Origin of the sequence: Neisseria sp. HMSC068C12, from assembly GCF_001814095.1 — a bacterium.
Classification (GTDB): domain Bacteria; phylum Pseudomonadota; class Gammaproteobacteria; order Burkholderiales; family Neisseriaceae; genus Neisseria; species Neisseria perflava.
In genome coordinates this window covers 340,908-364,407 of sequence record NZ_KV814801.1, presented here as the reverse complement: position 1 = coordinate 364,407, position 23,500 = coordinate 340,908, and the positions used below count along the sequence as shown (strand labels likewise).

The 23,500-nt window shown below is 50.1% G+C and carries 20 protein-coding genes; 10 read left to right on the top strand and 10 right to left on the bottom strand.

The window, feature by feature from the left end; all coding sequences use genetic code 11:
- Positions 1 to 45: 45 nt before the first annotated feature.
- On the bottom strand, positions 46 to 228 hold the full coding sequence (locus tag HMPREF2952_RS11325) for a hypothetical protein (protein WP_168165176.1): 183 nt from the start codon (positions 226 to 228) through the stop codon (positions 46 to 48).
- A 129-nt stretch (positions 229 to 357) separates the two neighbouring features.
- On the opposite strand from HMPREF2952_RS11325, the gene HMPREF2952_RS03750 reads away from it, so the two are divergent.
- From HMPREF2952_RS03750 to ispH, 10 genes are all read left to right on the top strand, one after another.
- On the top strand, positions 358 to 672 hold the full coding sequence (locus HMPREF2952_RS03750) for a hypothetical protein (RefSeq protein ID WP_070695289.1): 315 nt from the start codon (positions 358 to 360) through the stop codon (positions 670 to 672).
- Between the two features lie 25 nt (positions 673 to 697).
- A complete protein-coding gene (gene carB / locus HMPREF2952_RS03745; RefSeq protein ID WP_070695288.1) occupies positions 698 to 3,913 on the top strand; it encodes a carbamoyl-phosphate synthase large subunit in 3,216 nt (1,071 codons plus the stop codon).
- Between the two features lie 403 nt (positions 3,914 to 4,316).
- The gene (gene pilB / locus HMPREF2952_RS03740) at positions 4,317 to 5,996 is read left to right on the top strand and encodes a type IV-A pilus assembly ATPase PilB (protein ID WP_004518864.1); all 1,680 of its coding nucleotides are present in this window, start codon (positions 4,317 to 4,319) and stop codon (positions 5,994 to 5,996) included.
- 79 nt (positions 5,997 to 6,075) lie between these two features.
- Positions 6,076 to 7,317 carry a type II secretion system F family protein gene (locus HMPREF2952_RS03735; RefSeq protein WP_004518865.1) on the top strand — a complete coding sequence of 414 codons (1,242 nt, stop codon included), beginning with the start codon at positions 6,076 to 6,078 and terminating at the stop codon, positions 7,315 to 7,317.
- A gap of 1 nt (position 7,318) precedes the next feature.
- Positions 7,319 to 8,206, top strand: a complete 888-nt coding sequence (locus HMPREF2952_RS03730; protein ID WP_004518866.1) for a prepilin peptidase — start codon at positions 7,319 to 7,321, stop codon at positions 8,204 to 8,206.
- Positions 8,206 to 8,826 carry a dephospho-CoA kinase gene (gene coaE / locus HMPREF2952_RS03725; protein ID WP_004518867.1) on the top strand — a complete coding sequence of 207 codons (621 nt, stop codon included), beginning with the start codon at positions 8,206 to 8,208 and terminating at the stop codon, positions 8,824 to 8,826. The genes HMPREF2952_RS03730 and coaE overlap by 1 nt, the downstream gene beginning before the upstream one ends.
- On the top strand, positions 8,823 to 9,005 hold the full coding sequence (gene yacG / locus HMPREF2952_RS03720; protein WP_004518868.1) for a DNA gyrase inhibitor YacG: 183 nt from the start codon (positions 8,823 to 8,825) through the stop codon (positions 9,003 to 9,005). The genes coaE and yacG overlap by 4 nt, the downstream gene beginning before the upstream one ends.
- A gap of 81 nt (positions 9,006 to 9,086) precedes the next feature.
- Positions 9,087 to 9,986, top strand: coding sequence for a glycine--tRNA ligase subunit alpha (gene glyQ, locus HMPREF2952_RS03715; protein WP_004518869.1), 900 nt, complete (start codon positions 9,087 to 9,089; stop codon positions 9,984 to 9,986).
- A gap of 148 nt (positions 9,987 to 10,134) precedes the next feature.
- Positions 10,135 to 10,641: a signal peptidase II gene (gene lspA / locus HMPREF2952_RS03710; RefSeq protein ID WP_039861846.1), complete on the top strand. Its 507-nt coding sequence runs from the start codon at positions 10,135 to 10,137 to the stop codon at positions 10,639 to 10,641.
- 13 nt (positions 10,642 to 10,654) lie between these two features.
- On the top strand, positions 10,655 to 11,623 hold the full coding sequence (gene ispH / locus HMPREF2952_RS03705) for a 4-hydroxy-3-methylbut-2-enyl diphosphate reductase (protein ID WP_004518871.1): 969 nt from the start codon (positions 10,655 to 10,657) through the stop codon (positions 11,621 to 11,623).
- A gap of 119 nt (positions 11,624 to 11,742) precedes the next feature.
- On the opposite strand, the gene ftsZ is transcribed toward ispH, so the two are convergent.
- From ftsZ to murD, 9 genes are all read right to left on the bottom strand, one after another.
- Positions 11,743 to 12,942, bottom strand: coding sequence for a cell division protein FtsZ (ftsZ, locus tag HMPREF2952_RS03700; protein WP_004518872.1), 1,200 nt, complete (start codon positions 12,940 to 12,942; stop codon positions 11,743 to 11,745).
- A gap of 252 nt (positions 12,943 to 13,194) precedes the next feature.
- On the bottom strand, positions 13,195 to 14,448 hold the full coding sequence (gene ftsA, locus HMPREF2952_RS03695; RefSeq protein WP_003682483.1) for a cell division protein FtsA: 1,254 nt from the start codon (positions 14,446 to 14,448) through the stop codon (positions 13,195 to 13,197).
- Positions 14,449 to 14,522: 74 nt separating this feature from the next.
- On the bottom strand, positions 14,523 to 15,242 hold the full coding sequence (locus HMPREF2952_RS03690) for a cell division protein FtsQ/DivIB (protein ID WP_049335319.1): 720 nt from the start codon (positions 15,240 to 15,242) through the stop codon (positions 14,523 to 14,525).
- Positions 15,232 to 16,146, bottom strand: a complete 915-nt coding sequence (locus HMPREF2952_RS03685; protein WP_049335322.1) for a D-alanine--D-alanine ligase — start codon at positions 16,144 to 16,146, stop codon at positions 15,232 to 15,234. Before HMPREF2952_RS03685 ends, HMPREF2952_RS03690 begins: the two co-directional genes overlap by 11 nt.
- Before the next feature lie 87 nt (positions 16,147 to 16,233).
- Positions 16,234 to 17,643: a UDP-N-acetylmuramate--L-alanine ligase gene (murC, locus tag HMPREF2952_RS03680; RefSeq protein WP_049335324.1), complete on the bottom strand. Its 1,410-nt coding sequence runs from the start codon at positions 17,641 to 17,643 to the stop codon at positions 16,234 to 16,236.
- 166 nt (positions 17,644 to 17,809) lie between these two features.
- Positions 17,810 to 18,877, bottom strand: a complete 1,068-nt coding sequence (gene murG / locus HMPREF2952_RS03675; protein WP_049335327.1) for an undecaprenyldiphospho-muramoylpentapeptide beta-N-acetylglucosaminyltransferase — start codon at positions 18,875 to 18,877, stop codon at positions 17,810 to 17,812.
- Between the two features lie 4 nt (positions 18,878 to 18,881).
- Positions 18,882 to 20,144 (bottom strand): FtsW/RodA/SpoVE family cell cycle protein, encoded by a 1,263-nt coding sequence (locus HMPREF2952_RS03670; protein ID WP_049335329.1) that lies wholly within the window; start codon positions 20,142 to 20,144, stop codon positions 18,882 to 18,884.
- Positions 20,145 to 20,414: 270 nt separating this feature from the next.
- Positions 20,415 to 21,911, bottom strand: coding sequence for an amidase (locus tag HMPREF2952_RS03665; protein ID WP_049335331.1), 1,497 nt, complete (start codon positions 21,909 to 21,911; stop codon positions 20,415 to 20,417).
- A 243-nt stretch (positions 21,912 to 22,154) separates the two neighbouring features.
- On the bottom strand, positions 22,155 to 23,492 hold the full coding sequence (gene murD / locus HMPREF2952_RS03660; protein ID WP_070695287.1) for a UDP-N-acetylmuramoyl-L-alanine--D-glutamate ligase: 1,338 nt from the start codon (positions 23,490 to 23,492) through the stop codon (positions 22,155 to 22,157).
- Positions 23,493 to 23,500 lie beyond the last annotated feature (8 nt).

Sequence of the window (23,500 nt, the reverse complement as noted above, 5' to 3'; positions counted from 1 at the left end):
ACGGCCTGTGCAACATAAAAATGCAAAAGGTCGTCTGAAAAAGAGTCACCAAAATATCAACGGCAGGAATTTTTCAGGTAGCTTTTTATCGAAAGGCAGATGGAACAAACGCCGCGAGCATTTTTTCAGACGACCTTTGAACCCATCGGTAGGGTATGTGCCGCAAGGCACGCACGCGGTAGGTTGGAATTGCAGGAAAAATGGAGAACGCGTGCGTGCGTACCGCACACACCCTACATGTGGGCTACAGCTTGCTGGGTTAGCAAACCCGATGCTTTAGACAATTAAGCGGTTTGTGTTGGGTTTTCAACCCAACCTACGCTTGCTTTCTGTCATTCAATCTTTGTGGATAGAGAAATGGAATTTTCAAGAATTACTGCTGTTTGGCTGGATAATGCCAGCCCTCAAAATGAAGATAAATTTATTATTCTGACTGCATTAGAAAATAATAAAATTATTGAAGGAAGATGGTTTGGAGAACATAAACAAGCACAAAATACTTATCCTTTCATTTTAGATAAAGCTGCCAGTGAATTTAATTTTGGTTCATTCGATACTGAAATTTGGCATACTAATTTAGGCGAGAAAAAAATACAGCCAAACGAATTGTTTACAGTTTGGATTGACGACAAAGAATATATTTATCGGATTGAAACCACTTATAAATATTGAATAACCAACCCAAAGAGACCCACCCATGCCCAAACGTACCGACCTAAAATCCATCCTTATCATCGGCGCCGGCCCTATCGTTATCGGTCAGGCCTGCGAATTTGACTATTCGGGCGCACAGGCCTGCAAGGCTTTGCGTGAAGAAGGCTATAAAGTCATTCTGGTGAATTCCAACCCTGCCACGATCATGACCGACCCTGAAATGGCGGATGTTACCTACATCGAGCCGATTATGTGGCAGACGGTGGAAAAAATTATCGCCAAGGAGCGACCTGATGCGATTCTGCCTACCATGGGCGGCCAGACTGCGCTGAACTGTGCGCTGGATTTGGCGCGCAACGGCGTATTGGCGAAATACAACGTCGAGCTGATTGGCGCGACCGAAGACGCGATTGACAAAGCAGAAGACCGAGGCCGCTTTAAAGAAGCGATGGAAAAAATCGGTTTGTCTTGCCCGAAATCTTTTGTCTGCCACACCATGAACGAAGCTTTGGCAGCGCAAGAACAGGTCGGCTTCCCTACCCTGATTCGTCCTTCTTTCACGATGGGCGGTTCGGGCGGCGGTATTGCCTACAACAAAGACGAGTTCTTAGCAATTTGCGAACGCGGTTTTGATGCTTCGCCTACGCATGAGTTGCTGATTGAGCAATCCGTTCTCGGCTGGAAAGAGTACGAGATGGAGGTTGTACGTGATAAAAACGACAACTGCATCATTATCTGCTCGATTGAAAACTTCGACCCGATGGGCGTGCATACCGGCGACTCCATCACTGTTGCGCCTGCACAAACATTGACCGATAAAGAATACCAAATCATGCGTAATGCTTCGTTGGCAGTGTTGCGAGAAATCGGCGTGGATACCGGCGGCTCAAACGTTCAGTTTGCGGTAAACCCTGAAAACGGCGAGATGATTGTCATTGAGATGAACCCGCGCGTGAGCCGTTCTTCCGCGTTGGCATCTAAAGCAACGGGCTTCCCGATTGCCAAAGTAGCGGCCAAACTGGCGGTCGGCTTTACGCTGGACGAGTTGCGCAACGACATTACCGGCGGCCGCACGCCCGCGTCGTTTGAGCCTTCCATCGACTATGTCGTGACCAAAATCCCGCGTTTCGCATTTGAAAAATTCCCTGCCGCAGACGACCGCCTGACCACTCAGATGAAATCGGTAGGCGAAGTGATGGCGATGGGCCGTACCATTCAAGAAAGCTTCCAAAAAGCCCTGCGCGGCTTGGAAACAGGCTTGTGCGGCTTCAATCCGCGCAGCGAAGACAAAGCGGAAATCCGCCGCGAACTGGCCAACCCGGGCCCTGAGCGTATGCTTTTTGTAGCAGATGCGTTCCGTGCAGGCTTCACACTGGAAGAAATCCACGAAATCTGCGCCATCGATCCTTGGTTCTTGGCGCAAATCGAAGACTTGGTGAAAGAAGAAAAATCGGTTTCAGACGGCCAGTTGCAAGATTTGGATTACGCCGCTTTACGCCGTCTGAAACGCAAAGGCTTCTCTGACAAACGTTTGGCACAATTGTTGAACGTAAGTGAAAAAGAAGTCCGCGAACACCGCTATTCGCTGAAACTGCATCCGGTTTACAAACGCGTCGATACCTGTGCCGCCGAGTTTGCCACCGAAACCGCCTACCTCTACTCCACTTACGAAGAAGAATGCGAATCCCGTCCTTCCGATCGTAAAAAAGTGATGATTCTCGGCGGTGGTCCAAACCGTATCGGCCAAGGTATTGAATTTGACTACTGCTGCGTTCATGCTGCACTCGCCCTGCGCGAATCCGGTTTTGAAACCATCATGGTCAACTGCAACCCCGAAACCGTGTCCACCGACTTCGACACCAGCGACCGCCTATACTTCGAGCCGCTGACATTGGAAGACGTATTGGAAATCGTCCGCACCGAAAACCCATGGGGCGTGATTGTGCATTACGGCGGCCAAACCCCGCTCAAACTGGCCAACGCATTGGTGGCAAACGGCGTGAACATCATCGGCACATCTGCCGACAGCATCGACGCCGCCGAAGACCGCGAACGCTTCCAAAAAGTGTTGAACGACTTAGGTCTGCGTCAACCGCCTAACCGCATCGCCCACAACGAAGAAGAAGCCCTCGTTAAAGCCGAAGAAATCGGTTATCCGTTGGTTGTCCGTCCTTCTTACGTACTCGGCGGCCGCGCCATGCAGATTGTTCACTCTGCCGAAGAGTTGCAAAAATACATGCGCGAAGCCGTACAAGTTTCCGAAGACAGCCCTGTATTGCTCGACTTCTTCTTGAACAACGCCATCGAAGTGGACGTAGACTGCGTTTCAGACGGCCAAGATGTCGTTATCGGCGGCATCATGCAACACGTCGAACAAGCAGGTATCCACTCCGGCGACTCCGGCTGCTCATTGCCTCCATACTCTTTGGACGAAGAAATTCAAGACGAAATCCGCCGTCAAACCAAAGCCATGGCATACGCACTGGGCGTGGTCGGCTTGATGAACGTACAGTTTGCCGTACAAGACGGCGTGGTCTTCGTACTGGAAGTAAACCCACGCGCCAGCCGTACCGTACCGTTCGTATCCAAAGCCACCGGTGTACCGCTCGCCAAAGTCGGCGCACGCGTGATGGCAGGCATTTCGCTGAAAGAGCAAGGCGTAGAAAAAGAAGTCATCCCGGACTTCTACGCCGTTAAAGAAGCCGTGTTCCCATTCATCAAATTCCCAGGTGTGGACACCATTCTCGGCCCTGAAATGCGCTCTACCGGCGAAGTCATGGGCGTAGGCGCAAGCTTCGGCGAAGCCTACTTCAAAGCCCAACTCGGCGCAGGCGAACGCTTGAGCACAACAGGCAAAGTGTTCCTCGCCGTACGCGACGAAGACAAACCGCTCATCGTCAAAACCGCACAAAACTTCCAAGCACTCGGCTACGGTGTCTGCGCCACTCGCGGTACCGCCGAATACTTGAAAGAACACGGCATCATCGTGCAAGCGGTCAACAAAGTGCAGGAAGGCCGCCCACACATCGTGGACGCAATTAAAAACGGCGAAATCGCACTGGTGGTCAACACCGTCGGCAGCACAGTACAATCTGTTACCGACAGCCACAGTATCCGCCGCACCTCCCTCACCCAACGCGTACCGCAATACACCACCATCGCCGGCGGCGAAGCCATGAGCGAAGGCGCAAAAAGCCGCGAACACTTGGGCGTGTACAGCGTACAGGAATTGCATGGCCGTCTGAAAAACAAAGCCTAATCAATCCTATCGGATTTAAATAGCTAAAAGGCCGTCTGAAACCTGATTGCTCAGTTTCAGACGGCCTTTTCATATTTCAAATTCCAACCGTCTGTCCATCAAAACAACCTTTTCTGCCATCTCCAAACAAGCAATAGCAACATGAAATATAATTTCGTTATTGATTGGATTCATACGACAAAATTGTTGTTTTTTCATCATAATCCAAAAATATCGAGTTTAACGCCTATTCTCCTTGCTTTATAATGGCCGTCTGAAATAAAAATACAATTAAAGCAGAAGCATGTCTTTGCAACTTAAGCAGATTTGCATAATTAAATATATGCTTTAATCATAATAATGATAAAATAATACGGCTTTCCTCTAAATTAAAGGGAAAACTGCACAAGAAACGGAAAATAAAATGAGTGTCGGATTATTGCGTGTTTTGGTTCAAAGCCAGACCATCTCAAATCAACAAGCGGAACATTACAACAACCTTTTACAATCAGGCAAAGAAATCCTGCCCAACCTGTTTTCAGACGGCATCATCTCCCCTAAAGCTTTGGGGGAGTTAGTTGCGCGCGTATTCAGCTATCCCCTTTTGGATTTGCACTACTACCCGCGCAATAATGTAGTCAGCGACATTCTGACGGAAGAGCAAATGGTGCAAAACCGTTGCATTCCGATTTTCAAACGCGGACGCAAGGTTTATTTCGCCGTATCCGATCCAACCCAAATCCAAAACTTTCAAAAAATCGCTTTTGCTTCAGGTTTAAGTGTCGACTTGGTCGTAGTTCCCGACGACCAGCTCAGCTCATTGCTGGAATGGCTGGGTCAACGTTCGACAACCATTCTGAAAGAAATCAACGACGAACATGAAGCAACGCAGCAATCGCAATCGCTTTATATCGACAATGAAGAAGCTGAAGACGGCCCTATCCCCCGTTTCATCCACAAAACCTTATCCGATGCCCTGAACGCGGGCGCATCGGACATCCACTTTGAATTCTACGAACAAATGGCGCGCGTCCGTTTCCGTGTGGACGGGCAATTGCGTGAAGTCGTACAGCCGCCTGTCGCCGTACGCGGCCAGTTGGCATCGCGTATCAAAGTGATGGCGCGTTTGGATATTTCCGAAAAACGTATTCCGCAAGACGGCAGAATTCAAATTGCCTTCCATAAACACGGCCGTCCGATTGACTTCCGTGTCAGCACTTTGCCGACATTGTTTGGCGAAAAAGTGGTGATGCGTATCCTAAATTCCGATGGTACATCGCTCAATATCGACCAGCTCGGTTTGGAGCCTTTCCAAAAAGAAATGCTGCTGGAAGCCATCAACCGCCCTTACGGCATGGTATTGGTTACCGGTCCGACAGGTTCGGGCAAAACCGTTTCGCTCTATACCTGCCTGAGTATTTTGAACACAGAAGATGTGAATATTTCAACGGCAGAAGATCCGGCCGAGATTAACCTGCCAGGCGTCAACCAAGTCAACGTCAATGAAAAACAAGGCCTGACGTTTGCTGCCGCACTCCGATCCTTCTTGCGTCAAGATCCTGATATTATTATGGTCGGTGAGATTCGTGACTTGGAAACCGCCGACATCGCCATTAAAGCCGCCCAAACCGGCCACATGGTTTTCTCTACCCTGCATACCAATAATGCACCAGCCACGCTGTCCCGCCTTTTGAACATGGGTGTTGCGCCTTTCAACATCGCCAGCTCGGTCAGCCTGATTATGGCGCAAAGGTTGTTGCGCAGACTGTGTCCAAACTGCAAACGCGAAGTTGAGCGCCCGCCGGTTCCAGCATTGAAAAAAGCCGGCTTTACCGATGCAGACTTGGCTCAAGATTGGAAACTCTACCGCCCGGTTGGCTGCGACAGCTGCCGCGGCAAAGGCTTTAAAGGCCGCATCGGTATTTATGAAGTCATGCCGGTCAGCGATGAAATGCAAAAAGTCATTATGAACAACGGTACAGAAGTTGATATCATGAACATGGCCTATCAGGAAGGCATGGTAGACTTGCGTCGTGCCGGCCTCATGAAAGTCATGCAAGGCCTGACCTCGTTGGAAGAAGTGACTGCTCATACCAATGACTAAACTGCCATATTTTCGAAAATTAAAATAAAGCGGTACGGGGAAACAGTCCGCTTTATTTCTTACAAACAAGGGATAACTCATGGCTCAAGCAGAGCAAAAAAGAAGTCTGTTCGGCTCAAGAAGCAAAGGCAAGCGTTTTACATTTGAAGGAAAAAATACCGAGACCGAACGTCTTGTCCGTGGTGAAGTAGTTGCCAAAGACGAAGAAGAAGCACGCAAAAAACTCCAACGCAGAGGCATTCGCCCTTTGCGTATCAGCAAAGTTAAAACCGCACGCAAACGCCGTATTACCCAAGAAGACATCACGGTGTTTACGCGCCAACTGGCAACGATGATGAAGGCAGGCTTGCCGCTGATGCAGGCTTTTGAAATCGTTGCTCGCGGCCACTCCAATCCGAGCATGACCGAAATGCTGATGCAGGTTCGCTCCGATGTCGAACAAGGTAGCGCATTAGGCAAATCATTCTCCAAATATCCAAAATATTTCGACCGCTTCTATTGCAATCTGGTCAGCGCAGGCGAGTCCGGCGGCGTATTGGAAAGCTTATTGGACAAACTGGCTGTCTATAAAGAAAAAACCCAAGCCATTAAGAAAAAAGTCAAAACCGCACTGACCTATCCGATTGCCATTATCGTGGTGGCGATTGCGCTTATCTTCATCATGATGATGTTTGTGCTACCTGCCTTTAAAGAAGTTTATGCCAATATGGGTGCAGAGTTACCAAGCCTTACCCAACTTGTCATGAACTTGTCTGATTTATTCGTCGACTACGGCTGGATTATGATCATCCTTTTGATTGTTTCGGCCTTCGGCCTGTACAAACTCCATGAAAAATCGCCTACTTTCCAAAAACGAATCGATGCTTTGATTTTGAGACTGCCTGTTTTTGGCACCATCGTCCGAAAAGCGACCATCGCCCGTTGGGCGCGTACGACTTCCACCCTCTTCGCAGCCGGCGTTCCTTTGGTGGAAGTATTAGATTCAGTTGCAGGCGCATCCGGCAATATTCTCTATGAAGAAGCCACTCAAGATATTCGAGCCAAGGTAACCCAAGGCCTGTCGCTAACATCCAGTATGCAAAGTACAGATATGTTCCCAAATATGGTGATCCAAATGGCAGCCATCGGCGAAGAGTCAGGCTCTTTGGACGATATGCTGAACAAAGCAGCCGAATTCTACGAAGATGAAGTAGACAACTCCGTCTCCCGCTTATCTGCCTTGATGGAGCCTATCATCATGGTGGTATTGGGTTCGCTCATCGGTATCTTGCTGATTGCCATGTATCTGCCTCTGTTTAACTTGGGTAATGTCGTAGGTTGATATGCTTGATAGTATTTACTCTGCCATCGACGCCCTCTCCGTTCTTGCGCCATTCGCTATTCCTTTAGCCGTTATTTTGGGATTACTGATTGGCAGCTTTCTGAACGTTGTTATTTATCGCACGCCGATAATGATGGAACGCGAATGGACACAATTTTCTAAAGAGCATTTGGGCATCGAGCTGAAAGACGAAGAAAAACAGCCATTTAATCTGCGCAAACCGGATTCACGCTGCCCCAAATGCAAAAGCCCAATCAAACTTTGGCAAAACATCCCCATCCTCAGCTATGTTTTCCTGGGAGGAAAATGCCACTCCTGCAAAACCGCTATCGGCATACGCTATCCGCTGATTGAGCTGCTGACAGGTGTCTTATTCGGTATTGTCGCATGGCAATACGGCTGGTCATGGGCAACTATTGGCGGATTCATTCTGACTGCCATATTGATTGCGCTGACCTTTATCGATGCCAATACTCAATATTTACCCGACAGCCTGACTCAGCCCCTAATTTGGATCGGCCTGCTGTTTAATCTGAATGATACATTCGTGCCCCTGCATTCAGCCGTTTTAGGCGCAATCGCAGGCTATATGAGCCTTTATACTTTATGCGCCGTCTATAAACTTCTGACCGGTAAAATCGGCATGGGCAATGGCGACTTCAAACTTTTGGCTGCGCTTGGTGCATGGCTGGGCGTAGGAATTTTGCCTGTTCTGATCTTCATGGCTGCCTTAGTCGGGCTGGTGGGCGCACTCATCGCCCGTGTCGGCAAAGGCCAATATTTTGCTTTTGGTCCCAGTCTTGCTGTGGCAGGATGGATTATTTTGGTTGCCAATGCACCTATTACCCAACTGGTACAATGGTGGCTCGTACAATCAGGATTCCGATAATGACATTATGGATAGGCTTGACCGGCGGTATCGGTAGTGGCAAATCATCTATCGCCCAAATGTTTGCCGAACTTGGCGTACCCATTATCGATGCTGATGCCATCAGCCGCTCACTGACCGCTGAAAACGGCGAAGCCCTTCCTGCCATCCGCCAGCTTTTCGGGGATGAGGTTTTTGATCATAAAGGCCGTCTGAATCGTATGGCTTTACGGGAAGAAGTTTTCAGACGGCCTCAATCTAAAAAACAACTGGAAAACCTGCTTCTGCCATTAATCTTAAACAAAATCCAACAGCAGAAACAAAAACTTGCCTCATCCGCCTACGGCATTGTCGATGTACCGCTTTTGATTGAGAATCCGGCATTTAAAGCGGAGACCGACCGTATTTTGGTTGTAGATGTTCCAGAGTCCGTCCAAATCAAACGCGTACACCAGCGCAATGGTTTTTCAGAAGAACAAACGCGTCAAATCATGGCCACCCAAGCTTCTCGACGTGACAGACTGCTGCATGCCGACGATGTATTGGACAATACCCATAGCATGGAAGAAGCAAAAATCAAGGTTGCCCATTTGCATCAATACTATCAATCCATTGCAAAAACTCTGAAAGAAACTGCATGACCGCTCCTGTTGTAAAATGTCCGACCTGCCACAAAAAAGTCGTTTGGAACACCGACAGCCCCTACCGCCCTTTCTGCAGCAAACGGTGTAAACTCATTGATTTAGGCGAATGGGCGCAAGAAAAATACACTGTTTCTTCAGAAGACGACCCTTTTTCAGACCTATTGAACAGCAAATAACCTACGCCGCTTCCTTCAGCCTATCCAAAACAAGCTCAAAACAGTAAAATACCCTCTTTATTCCAATCTATTCCATCCACCATGCTCACCTTCCAACAAATTATTTTCAAATTACAAAACTACTGGGCAGACAAAGGCTGCACCGTTATCCAACCTTTCGATATGGAAGTCGGTGCCGGTACTTCGCATCCAGCCACCTGCCTGCGCGCATTAGGCCCGGAGCCTTGGTTTGCCGCTTACGTTCAACCCAGCCGCCGCCCCAAAGACGGCCGCTATGGCGACAACCCCAACCGCCTGCAACACTACTATCAATTCCAAGTTGCGCTCAAACCAGCTCCCGCCAATATTCAAGACCTATACCTCGACTCCCTGCGCGAATTGGGTATCGACCCTAAAGTACACGACATCCGCTTTGTCGAAGACGACTGGGAAAACCCTACTCTCGGCGCTTGGGGTTTGGGTTGGGAAGTTTGGCTCAACGGTATGGAAGTAACCCAATTCACCTACTTCCAACAAGTCGGCGGTATCGACTGCTCCCCTGTACTTGGTGAAATCACCTACGGTATCGAGCGTCTCGCCATGTATTTGCAAGGCGTAGAAAACGTGTACGACCTCGTTTGGGCAAAAACCCTTGATGGTAACATCGTCACTTACGGCGACGTTTATCATCAAAACGAAGTCGAACAATCCACCTACAACTTCGAATACAGCGATGCCGATTGGCTCTTGCGCCAATTCAACAACTACGAAGAACAAGCTAAACGCCTGCTTGCAGTTGAAGACACCAGTCTTGCCCTACCTGCTTACGAGCTTGTACTCAAAGCCGGCCACACGTTCAACCTCTTGGATGCACGCGGCGCCATTTCCGTTACCGAGCGCGCAACCTACATCGGCCGCATTCGTGCACTGAGCCGTATCGTTGCGCAAAAATTCGTTGAAAGTCGCGAGAAACTGGGCTTCCCATTACTTAAAAACCAATAAGCCCTCACATACATGCCACGCCGCCCTTTGATACATTCAAGTGGCGGCGTTTCTATTTTCAGACGGCCTTAACGTCGATGCCATCGCAAACACTTCCTGCCTGCTTTCAGGTAAAATAAGCCCTTTATTACATAAACCGTCTGAAAACATGAGTTCATCCTCTTCTGCAAAAACGCCCTTTTTCTTACTTTCCCTCGTTGCCATCATTCTTGACCAACTGAGCAAATGGGAAATCTTGAAACACTTTACCGAAGGCGAACGCCTCAATATCATTCCAGACTTTTTTGACCTGACGCTTGCCTATAATCCAGGCGCGGCATTCAGCTTTTTGGCAGACCAAGGCGGCTGGCAAAAATTCTTCTTTTTAGGTCTGGCCGTCGTCATCAGCCTGTATTTGGCCCGTGCCATCTGGCGCGATGAGTTTGGACGCTGGGGCAAACTGGGGGCAGCCATGATTATCGGCGGCGCAATTGGCAATGTGGTTGACCGTCTGATTCACGGCCACGTTGTCGATTTTCTGCTTTTCTATTGGCAAAACTGGTTCTACCCCGCATTTAACATTGCCGACAGCTTTATCTGCGTTGGCGCAGTTTGCTTGGTAATAGACGGTTTGCTGCACAAAAAAACACCTTCAAACGACACAAAGGCCGTCTGAAAACGGAACGCACATGACTCAAAAAACCATTATCCTTGCCAATCCCCGCGGCTTCTGTGCCGGTGTTGACCGTGCTATCAGCATTGTTGAACGTGCACTCGAAGAATTCGGCGCACCCATTTACGTCCGCCATGAAGTCGTTCACAACAAATTCGTCGTGGACAATCTGCGGGCAAAAGGTGCCGTCTTTGTCGATGACTTGGCGGGTGTCCCAAAGGGTGCCACACTGATTTACTCTGCTCACGGCGTATCCAAAGCCGTACAGGAAGAAGCGGCACAACGTGGTTTCCGCGTTTTTGATGCCACCTGCCCTCTGGTCACCAAAGTTCATAAAGAAGTAGCCCGCCTCGATGAGCAAGATTACGAAATCATCATGATCGGCCACAAAGGCCACGTCGAAGTGGAAGGCACGATGGGACAGTTGCCCCCGGGTAAAATGTTTTTGGTTGAGACAGTGGAAGATGTAGCCGGACTGAACATCAAAAATCCTGACAAACTTGCCTACGTCAGCCAAACCACTTTATCGGTAGACGAAACCAAAGACATTATTGCTGCTTTAAACCAACGCTTCCCCAATATCCGCAATCCGCACAAAGAAGACATCTGCTACGCTACAACCAACCGTCAAACTGCCGTTAAAGAATTGGCGGAAGAATGCGATATTGTGATTGTTGTCGGCTCGCCCAACTCTTCCAACAGCAACCGCTTGCGTGAAGTAGCCGCATTGCGCGGAGTTGATGCCTATATGGTCGATAATGCTACCTATCTGAAGAAAGAATGGTTTGAAAACAAAACCAAGGTCGGTGTCACTGCCGGGGCATCTGCGCCCGAAGTCTTGGTTCGAGAAGTCTTGCAAACCATTCAAAACTGGGGACACGAGACCATACGCGAAGGAGAAGGTGCAGAAGAAAGCATTGTATTTGTCTTGCCTAAAGAGTTGCGTCGTGAGGGTGAAAACAAGCAAATCCTAAATAAAGGGTGAGTTTGTTATTTGCTTTATTTGAACTTAAGGCCGTCTGAAAACTTTCAGACGGCCTTAAGTTTATTTTGCTAATAAAAAAGACCCGCCTTTAAGGCAGGTCTTTTCATACATGATCCTGATTATTTCTCAGAAGTATGTTGCTGACGGCGCAAGATAGCCGGAATTTCAAAGTCATCCAGTACAGACTGGTTGCTGAAATCAGCCGCAGTCAGATTCATAGAACGGATATTGCGGTTGGTACGAACCAGGCTTTCAGCACTGCTTTGGCTTTGAGCTTGAGGCGTTTCTTCCGCACCACGTACCAATTGTTGGGTACGAGCAGCAGCGCGCAGTTGGTTGTCAGTACCGTTTTCTTTCAAGCCGGTAGCAATGATGGTAATACGGATAGCGTCTTCGCTCATGCTCTCGTCTTCGGCAGCACCAAATTTGCATTCCACTTCAGGGTGTGCATTTTGGTTGACGATACGCATAATCTCGTTGAACTCAGACATTTTCAGGCAACCAGGAGCAGTGGTAATGTTTACCAATACACCGCGTGCACCATCCAAAGTAACGTTATCCAAGAGCGGGCTGGAGATAGCTTGGTCGGTAGCCAAGCGAGCACGGTCGATACCTTGTGCGAAACCAGAACCCATCATGGCGATACCGCGATTGCTCATCACAGTTTTCACGTCGGCGAAGTCCAAGTTGATCATGTCGCTAGGACAAGTCACCACTTCGGAAATACCGGCAACCGCATCACGCAGTACATTGTCGGCCGCACGGAAAGCTTCACGCATGGTCACGTCTTCGCCCAAAGCAGTCATCAATTTGTCGTTAGGGATAATAATCAGGGAATCAACGCGCTCTTTGAGCTGATCCAAACCTGCTTGAGCGATGTGTACGCGTTTGCCTTCGTAAGCAAACGGACGGGTTACAACCGCAACGGTCAGGATACCCATTTCTTTAGCGATTTCAGCCACAACAGGAGCAGAGCCAGTACCTGTACCGCCACCCATACCGGTAGTGATGAACAGCATGTTTGCACCGCGGATGGCATCTTCGATGGCTTCGCGATCTTCTTGGGCAGCAGCGCGGCCGATTTCAGGATTTGCACCGGCACCTAAACCGCGAGTCAGGTTTGTACCCAATTGAATGCGTTTAGCCGCATTGTTTTTAGCCAATGATTGCGCATCGGTATTGGCACTGATGAACTCAACACCATGAATAGTGTTGGCAACCATGTTGTTGATGGCATTACAACCGCCGCCACCCAAACCGATAACTTTAATAACAGCAGGGCTCGTTGCTGATTCTGCTACGTCGTAAACAAATTCCATTCAATAATCCTCCGCGCCCCGCTTTATAAGGACGGTTCAAAAATAACTCATTATCCGTATTATATAAGAAGTATTCAGATACTGGCAAAAATCTTCTTACCATTCGGCTGTCGGCGTTATATTTTTACTACATTTTTTAACAGAAAATATACAAGTTTTAAATTATTCACTTGGCAATTATTTAAAACTGTTTAATTCCACTTAAATATTCAGGACAAACGGTTGCTGCACCGCCTGCCCTGAAAACTTTTATCAGAAATTATCTCTGAAGAATCTTTGGATTTTTTCCCACAGACCCATTTTTTTGCCTGAATCATTCAGTGCAATCGCACCGGTTCGGCTGGTTTGCTCACCCTCTTCGGCAGCATAGGCCGTCTGAAGCAGGCCGATCGCTGTTGAATAGCGTGGATTACGAATACGCTCGGATACGCCGCCCATTTCTTGTGGAACACCGATACGCGCCGGCAGGTTGAAGACTTCTTCCGCCAACTCAACAATACCGGTCAACATAGAAGCACCGCCGGTCAAAACGATACCGGAAGTCAGCACTTCTTCTGGGAAACCGGAGCGGCGCAATTCGTTCAGCGTCAACTCCAAAATTTCTTCTACACGCGGGCCGATGATTTCAGCCAATACACGACGTGAAATTTGACGTGATTGACGGTCGCCAACACTAGGAACTTCAATCATTTCATCCAAGCCGTCCATAGTCGGAATAGCAGCACCGTAATGGATTTTGATGTACTCGGCTGCACTGTGCGGCGTACGCAAGGCTTGAGCCAAGTCTTTGGTAATCAAATCGCCGGCAACAGGAATAACCGCAGTATGACGGATGGCGCCATTGGTATAAACCGCGATGTCGGTTGTACCGCCACCGATATCGATGACGCACACGCCCAAATCTTTTTCGTCTTCAGTCAAAACGGCGTGACCGCTTGCCAAAGGCTGAAGCATGATTTGATCCATTTGCAGGCCGCAACGTTGGATACATTTTTGGATATTTTGCAAAGCAGTGTTCGCACCGGTGATGATGTGTACACGGGTATCCAAACGCACGCCGCTCATGCCGATAGGCTCTTTCACACCGGGTTGGTTGTCGATGATGTACTCTTGAACCACGGTATGTAAGATATTGTGATCAGGCGGAATATTGATGGCTTTGGCTGTTTCGATGGCACGATCGATGTCGGCTTGCGATACTTCGCCATCTTTAATTTTGACCACGCCTTGTGAATTCAGGCTGCGGATATGGTTACCGGCAATACCGGTGACAACGTGGGAAATTTTGGTATCTGCCATCAGCTCGGCATCTTCTACCGCCTGACGAATGGCTTGCGCGGTAGCGTCGATATTGGTCACCATACCTGCACGCAGGCCGCGTGAAGGGCTTTGACCCAAGCCAACAATGTGGATTTCGTTATCTTCCCGAATCTCGCCGATTAAGGCGATGACCTTGGACGTACCAATGTCTAAGGCACTGATATATTTATTTTGTTGTTGTTCCATAATTGCTCGTTCGCTATGTTGTCTGACTGACGGTTTGATTATTTTTGAAACAAGATTGCTTCACGTCTAATCGGCTATTCACTCTCGGAAGGGTTTTCAGACGGCCTGTAACGGACTGAAAAACCATCCTTATAACGCATATCGACATACTCGATACGACTTTGTTTTTTACGCAGCAGCGATGGCCAAATCTGGACAAACTGCTGCAAACGTTTGATTTCGTTTTCACGCCCCAAGCGCACGGTAATGCCGTTGTTCAATACAAGCAACCATGCCGACCGCGGCGTGTAGATCAATTCTTTGATAGTCAGTTTCAACGGACTCAAAATACCGGAAAAGTCCGCATAATGTTTGACCATGTCTTTGCCTGTCCCCTGCTGCCCTTCAAATATAGGCAGGTCCTGTTTCAGACTTGCGGCAAACACATTGCCCTTACTGTCCACCAAGCCGCCAGCGCGCCAATGCGCAACCGGCACACGCTCGGTCAGGATAATTTCCACGGTTTCCGGAAAACGGCGGCGTACCATTGCCGAGTCAATCCAAGGCAATTCCTGAAAAGCGGCCTGCGCCGAATCAATATCGGCGCGGAACATATTACCCCTGATATGCTCTCGTGCAACGGTTTGCAATTCTTTGTTGGAAGCATATTTCAGCTTACCCTGAATGGCAATCTGTTTCACAGGAAAATATTTGGAATTGTAAAGCCAAGCTATGCCCGAACCTATCAGTAGAAAGGTCATCAGCACCAATAGCCGGCGGGTCAGCCGACCCAATGCGCCTGCATCATCCCACATGAGCGGTCTTCAAAATCTCAATACATAAATCAGCAAAATCTACGCCGGTATGGGCTGCAGATTTTGGCACCAAACTGTGGCTGGTCATACCGGGCAAGGTATTGATTTCCAAAAGATACAGCTTACCGTCCGTATCTTTTAGGAAGTCCACGCGCGAACAACCGTCCGCACCAATCGCCTGCGCGCCACGCACGGCCAGTTCGCGCATCAGGTTTTCCTCATCCTCACTCAAATCTTCCGACGGGCATTGATAAACCGTATCGTCGCGGTTGTATTTAGCCTCGTAGTCGTAAAACTCAGTAGCTGGAATAATATGAATGCTCGGCAGGCCTTTGCCGTTCAATACCGGGCAAGAATACTCGCCGCCTCCGATAAAGCGTTCGGCAATAATTTCACCCTGCAAATGTTTCAATTCTTCGTAAACGCTTTTCAGACGGCCTTTTTCTTTTACTTTTACCACACCGACGCTGCTGCCTTCCGCGGCAGGTTTCACAAACATCGGCAGGCCCAATTTTTCTTCAACAGCATCAAAGTCGCTGTCGTCATGCAATACAGCAAACTCAGGAACAGGCAAACCCACGGCCTGCCAAATCAGTTTGCAGCGGTATTTGTCCATACCCAGCGCGGAAGCGGCCACACCACTGCCGGTGTAAGGAATACCCATCAGTTCCAACGCGCCTTGAACCGCGCCATCTTCGCCGAAAGTACCGTGCAGAATATTGAAGGCCGTCTGAAAACCTTGTGTTTTCAATTCAGACAACGGAGTTTCTTTGGGGTCGAACGCATGGGCATCGACGCCTTTGCTTTTCAAGGCAGCCAAAATAGCGGCGCCGCTATCCAGAGAAACTTCGCGCTCGCTAGAGAAGCCGCCCATCAACACGGCCACTTTGCCAAAATTCTGCATAATTTCCACTTTCTTAAATACTGATACAGGCCGTCTGAATATTGTTCAGACGACCTATCTGCCCTCAAAGACCAATATGCCCGTTTATTATGATTGTTTCGACAATTCCACCAATGCAGACGGAACGCGGTTGATGCTGCCGGCACCCATATTCAACACAACATCGCCGTCCTGCAAAACATTCAGCAGCATTTGCGGCAAGTCGGCAACGTTTTCGCAGTAAATCGGCTCAAGTTTGCCCAATATGCGGATGGCGCGTGCCAAGGCGCGGGAATCGGCTGCGGCAATCGGCTCTTCGCCTGCGGCATAAACTTCGGTCAACACCAGCGCATCAACGGTATTGAGGACTTTGGTGAAATCTTCGAACAAATCACGTGTGCGGGTATAGCGGTGTGGTTGGAAAGCCAAGACCAAACGTTTTTCAGGGTATGCACCGCGCGCAGCGGAAAGGGTTGCTGCCATTTCAACAGGATGATGGCCATAATCGTCCACCAGCAAAGCAGTTCCGCCGTTTGGTAATTTAATGTCGCCATATTTTTGGAAGCGGCGACCGACACCTTCAAAGCCGAGCAAGCCTTTTTGAATGGCTTCAACCGATGCGCCAACTTCCAGCGCAACGCCGATAGCCGCCAACGCATTGAGGACGTTGTGGCGGCCGGGCATATTCAAAACAACTTCAAACGGCTCTTGCTCGTGTCCTTTCATTTGAACATGAACGGTAAATTTCATTTGCGCGCCGACGTTTTCAATATTGGTCGCATAGATATCGGCAGTATCGTCCAAGCCGTAAGTGGCGTAAGGTTTGCTAATTTTCGGTAAAATCGCGCGGACGTGTTCGCTGTCGATACACAGAAAGGCTTTGCCGTAGAACGGCATACGGTGGATAAAATCGACAAACGCCTGATGCAGTTTCTCAACGCTGTGGCCGTAAGTGTCCATGTGGTCTTCGTCGATATTGGTCACGACGGACATAATCGGCGTCAGATACAGGAAAGAGGCATCGGATTCGTCGGCTTCGGCAACAATGTATTCGCCTTTACCCAAACGGGCGTTGGTACCAGCGGCGTTGAGCTTGCCGCCGATAACGAAAGTCGGGTCAAGTCCTGCCGCGCCGAGAATAGAAGCGGTCAGGCTGGTGGTTGTGGTTTTGCCGTGCGTACCGGCAATGGCGATACCATCGCGGAAGCGCATCAACTCTGCCAACATCAGCGCGCGCGGAATCACGGGAATCTGCTGTTCCAATGCGGCAACAACCTCAGGATTGTCTTTTTTGACCGCAGTAGAGGTAACAACCACGTCGGCGCCATTGACGTGTTCGGCAGTATGACCTGGGTAAACTTGGATGCCGAGAGCGCTCAAATGCTCGGTAACGGCATTACGCGCCTGATCCGAACCGGAAACTTTAAAGCCCAAATTGTGTAAAACTTCGGCAATACCGCTCATGCCGACGCCGCCGATTCCGACAAAATGGATGTTGGTCACTCGATTTTTCATCATAACGTTGCGTTCCGGTTGGTTTTTAGTGCGTAAAGGCGTTATTTTAAAGGGCTATCCGCTTCTGCGCTATGCTTTTATTGTAAAGGAATTTTAACAAAAGCAATAAAGGCCGTCTGAAACGCCGTTAATCAACTTTTCAGACGGCCTTGAATCGAAGTCTGCCTGCTTATTCGGTACAAGAGATGGCAACTTCCACCACATCGTCCGCGCTGTGCGGCAACGCCAGCGTACGGGCATTTTTCGCCCATTTCAGGCATTTTTCACGGTTTAATCCGCCGAGGATTTCGGCCAGTTTTTCTGCCGTCAGTTGGGTTTGCGGCAGCAGCAAACCAGCTTCGGCCTGCACCATAAAGCGCGCATTGGCTGTTTGATGATCGTCCACTGCGTGCGGATATGGCACCAGCAATGCACCCAAACCTGCAGCCGTCAACTCGGCAATCGTCAGCGCGCCGGCACGGCAAATCACCAAATCGGCATCGCGGTAGGCAGATACCATATCGGTAATAAATTCAACGCACTCGGCTTGCACACCCAATGCATCATAATCCGCCTGCAGGTTACCCAATTTATTGCGGCCGGACTGATGATACATTTGCGGACGGGCAGCCTCAGGCAATAATGCCAAAGCTTGCGGAACGGTTTTGTTCAACACATCCGCACCCAAACTGCCGCCGACCACCAAGATTTTCAGACGACCTTCACGCCCTTGGAAGCGTTCGGCAGGCTCAGGCAGGTTGGCAATATCCGCGCGGACGGGGTTGCCGACCAAACCGCCTTCGTGACTGAACGCTTTCGGGAAAGCGTATAACACCCGTTTCGCCCAGCGCGACAGTTGGCGGTTGGACAAACCTGCCACGGCATTTTGCTCGTGAATCACAATCGGCACACCGCACAGTTTTGCCGCCAAACCGCCGGGGAAGGTAACGAAACCGCCAAAACCGATAACACACTCGACACGGTGTTTCTTAATAATCTGCTGCGCCGCACGGACGGTTTTATACAGCGTAAACGGCAACATCAGCTTGCGCTTAATACCGTTGCCACGAATACCTTTAATGGCCAGCGTTTCCAAGCGTATGCCGTATTGCGGCACGATACGCTCTTCCATCGAATCCTGACTGCCCAGCCAAATCACATGATGGCCGTGCTTTTGCAGCGACTCGGCAACCGCCAATGCAGGGAAAATATGGCCGCCCGTACCGCCGGCCATCAGCATAAAAGTTTTACCGCTCATGGTTTTACTCCACCGAATAACCGCGCATTTTTTGGCGGTTTTCATAATCAATGCGCAATAACAAAGTAACGCACACCAGCATGATAAAGACAGCCGAACCGCCGTAAGACATAAACGGCAAAGTCAGACCTTTAGTAGGCAGGATACCGATGTTTACACCGATATTGAAGAAACTTTGAATACCAATCCAAATACCGATACCGTTGGCAATATACGCGCTGAACATCAAGCCCGAATCACGCGCCTGCTTGCCGATGGAAAACGCGCGCCACACCAGCCAGCCGTAGCAGAACACCAAAACCAGCATCCCGACAAAGCCAAATTCTTCACCGATAACGGCAAAAATAAAGTCCGTATGCGCTTCAGGCAGGTAGAAACGTTTTTCCAAACTTGCACCCAAGCCCTCGCCAAACCAGCCGCCGCGCGCAATCGCCATCAAGGAATGCGTCAGCTGATAGCCTTTACCCAAAGGATCGCTCCAAGGGTCCAAAAACGCCGCCACACGCGCCATACGGTAAGGTGCGGCCAAAATCAACAAGCCCATACCGCTCACAACGGTCGCCACCAATACGGCAAAATACTTCCACGGAAAACCTGCCAAAAACAGCATACCCATGGTAATCACGACAATCACGACAAACGAGCCAAAGTCCGGCTGACCCATAATCAAAACCAAACCGACCGCCACCAACATAATCGGCAGAATCAAAGTCTTAAACTTGCGGAAGCGTTCCTTTACCCTTACCCACGCGTCACTTTTAAAAGGGCTGCACACCAAATCGCCAATACCGGTAAACAAAGACGACCAACCCAAAGAATCCAAATCGCGCAACATTTCTTCACGGCGCGTAAACAGGCTGGACAAATACAAAACCGTTGCCAATTTGAAAAATTCAGTCGGTTGCAAGTTGAGCGGCCCGATATGAATCCAGCGCGTCGCGCCATTAATCTCACGGCCGACAAACAAAACCAGCAACAACAGCAAACCTGAAACAGCAAAATAAAACGGAATAATCCGCCGCCAGAAACTCATCTTCAGCAGGAAAAGCGGCAAGCATATAGCCACTGTAAACAGGATAAACATTGCCTGTTTGGACACAAAAGAAAACTGGCTGCCCCCTTCCGATGCTGCATACGCAATAGAAGCCGAATAAATCATAATCAGGCTGAAGACCGTCATTAAGACGACCATCCACAAGAGAGAAACATCAAACTTCCGACCATCGCGCGCAATCGGCCGGTCAAGCATTTTGGAAAGACTAATCATGAAAACATCCGTAACGGCTTGAATAAAATATTCAGACGGCCTGCAAATGGGCAAGAGGCCGTCTGAAAAAATGAATTAACGTTATTTTAAAGGTTTATTTCCAAACCAACAATTCAGATTCTTTAAAGATGTCGGATTCTGACGTTCTTTGCGCCCTCCCCTACCCTTTGATATCGGCAAAAGGTCGTCTGAAATCGCTTTTATGTTTTCAGATAGCCTTGTATAAATCTTTTCTTCAGGAAATAGGCTACTTTTTATCCCATGCAAACCCTACGCCAACTGCGGTATTTCCGCCCACGGCTGTATCTGTTCCAACTGCGCGGCGAGGCTAAGCAGCGTGTCTTCGCGCCCGTGTGCGGCGGCGAACTGGGTACCGACAGGCAGCCCGTTATGCCGGTAAAGCGGCACGCTCATGGCGGGGTTGCCGCTCATGTTCAGCGGCGACGTATAACCGACGTATTGCAGCGTCGTGGCGGCTTCTTTTTCTAAAAACGGGTTGTTTTTCAACAGAAAACCCAAGCGCAGCGTGCCGAACAGCAGGCGCATGGCTTTTTGTGCGGCGGGCGGCGGCATCATTTCGCCGATTTTCGGCGTGGTGCGCGGGCAGACGGGCGTCATCAACACGTCGTAGCGTGTGAAAAATGCTTTGGCGGCACGTTCCTGCGCCAGCATCACGTCGCGCGCCCATGCCATTTCGCCCGCACTGATTTGCCGACCCTGCACAATCATTGCCCACGTTGTCGGCTCAAGCAGGCAGTGCGGCAGTTTTTGTCCGGTTTCGTATTGATATTGGTAGAACAGTTTTGCCGTTTCGCCCATGACGATGATGCGGGCGGCTCGGTTGAGCTGTTCAGGCGGCGCAAAATCGGGCGTGGCTTCTTCCAATTTATGTCCCGCGTCTTGCATCAGTTTCAAACTATGGGCGAACGCGGCTTCCGTGCCTTCGTCGTTGCCACCGCCAAACCATGCCTGTTTCCAAAAAGCTATTTTCAGACGACCTGTTTCTTGTTTCAGGCTGCCTGCAAAACCGTTTTCGGGCAGCGGCGGGCAAGCATACAGGGCGCGGGCTTGGGTTTGGGCGGCGATGTCCAGCAAAACCGCGCTGTCGCGTACACTGCGGGTCAACACATGGTCGCATACCAAACCTTGCCATGCCTCCGATGCGTTCGGCGCGTAACTGCTGCGGCCGCGCGTGGGTTTCAGCCCGAACACGCCGCAGTTGTGCGCGGGTAAGCGAATGGAGCCGCCACCGTCGCTGCCGTGCGCTGCGGGTACGACGCCCGAAGCCACTGCCGCCGCCGCGCCTCCGCTGCTGCCGCCCGCGGTGTAATCCAAATGCCACGGATTGCGCGTGATGCCGTAAATTTCGGTTTCGGTAACGGGATACGCGCCCCATTCGGGCGTAGTGGTTTTGCCGAACACGCGCAGCCCCGCATCGAGATAGGCTTGGGTCAAATCGCTGTTTTGTTTGGCAATGTAATGCTGCATCATACGCGAACCCGACCATGTCGGCGCGCCTTCCCAATCCGCCAGCAAGTCTTTGAGCAAAAACGGTACGCCCGCCAGCGGCGTATCGGCATTTTCAGACGACCCCTGCCACGCCGCCGCGCGTTCGCGCAAATCGTGCGCCAACAGATTGAGCTTGGGATTGACTTCATCCAAGCGGTTTAAAGCAGCCTGCAACACTTCATCGGCGGAGACTTCTTTTTTACGGATCAGCTCTGCCAAACCGACGGCATCGTAACGGATGTAGTCTTGAAAATTCATGGGTTTTCCTTTCGGATTGATAAACACACGTTTTGTCGGTCAGGCATAGCTGCCCGCCGCCTCGCCGTTTGCCCGCATAGGCAAATTTTAAGAAACAGTAACACCGGATAAAGGCAAGGAACAAGTTTACCGTTGCTGCAAAAAGGTCGTCTGAAACTGCCTTAACGTTTTCAGACGACCTTTGAGACAATGACACACAAGGTTTACGGTAAAACCAACCCTCTTTTCATCTTTCAGACGGCCTTACAAAGCCTTAAACGCTTCAATAAACACTTCCGAACGGTGCGCATAGCCTTTAAACATATCAAAGCTCGCACAAGCCGGGCTGAGCAACACGATATCGCCCGCTTCGGCTTGGGCGTATGCCGTTTGAACGGCTTCTTCCAAAGTGGCGCAGTCGGTCATATTCAAGCCGCAGCCGTCCAAATCGCGGCGGATTTGCGGCGCATCGACACCAATCAAGAACACACCTTTTGCCTTGCCGGCAAGCGCATCGCGCAGGGGCGTGAAGTCCTGCCCTTTGCCCATGCCGCCCAAAATCACGAAGAGCGGATTTTGCAAACCGGCAATCGCGGCGGCGGTCGCGCCGACATTCGTGCCTTTGCTGTCGTCGATAAACACCACGCCGTTTTTCTCGCCGATTTTTTCCACGCGGTGCGGCAGGCCTTGGAAGGTTTTAACGTGTTCGAGCAATTCATTTCGCGGCAAACCGATAGCCTCACACAAAGCTACGGCAGCCATCACATTGGCGGCGTTGTGCAAACCTTGCAACGGAATGTCTTGCGTGGCAATCAAATCTTCATTGCCTTGTTTCAGTCGGCCTGTCTCGCGTTCCAACCAAAAATCGGCTTGGTGCTCCAATGAAAACCATTTCACCTCGCGCCCGGCACGCTTCATGGCGCGGCAGAACACGTCGTCTGAATTTAAAACCTGCACGCCATCGCCACGGAAAATCTTGGCTTTGGTATGCGCGTAGTCGAGCAAGTCGTCGTAGCGGTCGAGATGGTCTTCGGAAATGTTCAGCACCGTCGCCGCAGTCGGGCGCAGGCTTTCAGTGTTTTCCAGTTGGAAGCTGGAAAGCTCCAACACCCACACGTCCGCCTTTTTGCCTTCGCGCTGCAATTCCGCTTCCAAAACCGGCGTGCCGATATTGCCCGCGATGACAGTATCCAGCCCGCACTTGATGCAGAGATAGCCGACCAAGCTCGTTACCGTCGTTTTGCCGTTGCTGCCGGTAATCGCAATCACCTTGTCGCCGCGGCGGTTCACAATGCCCGCCAGCAATTCGATATCGCCCAACACGCGCCCACCGTTTTGCTTGAACGCCTCGATATCTGGCTGACGCTCGCTGATGCCGGGACTGAGCGCCAAAATATCGAAACCATTATCCAACGCATCTTTCAGACGGCCCGTATAAAACACCAGCCCGTCAAACATCTTACCGATTTGCGACACGCGCTCCGGTTTCAGCTCCGCATCATACGCGGCAACCTCCGCGCCGTTTTTGCGCAGGTAGGCAATCATAGAAATGCCCGTGCCGCCTAGTCCGGCGACGAGGATTTTTTTATTTTGAAAAGTCATTTTGGTTT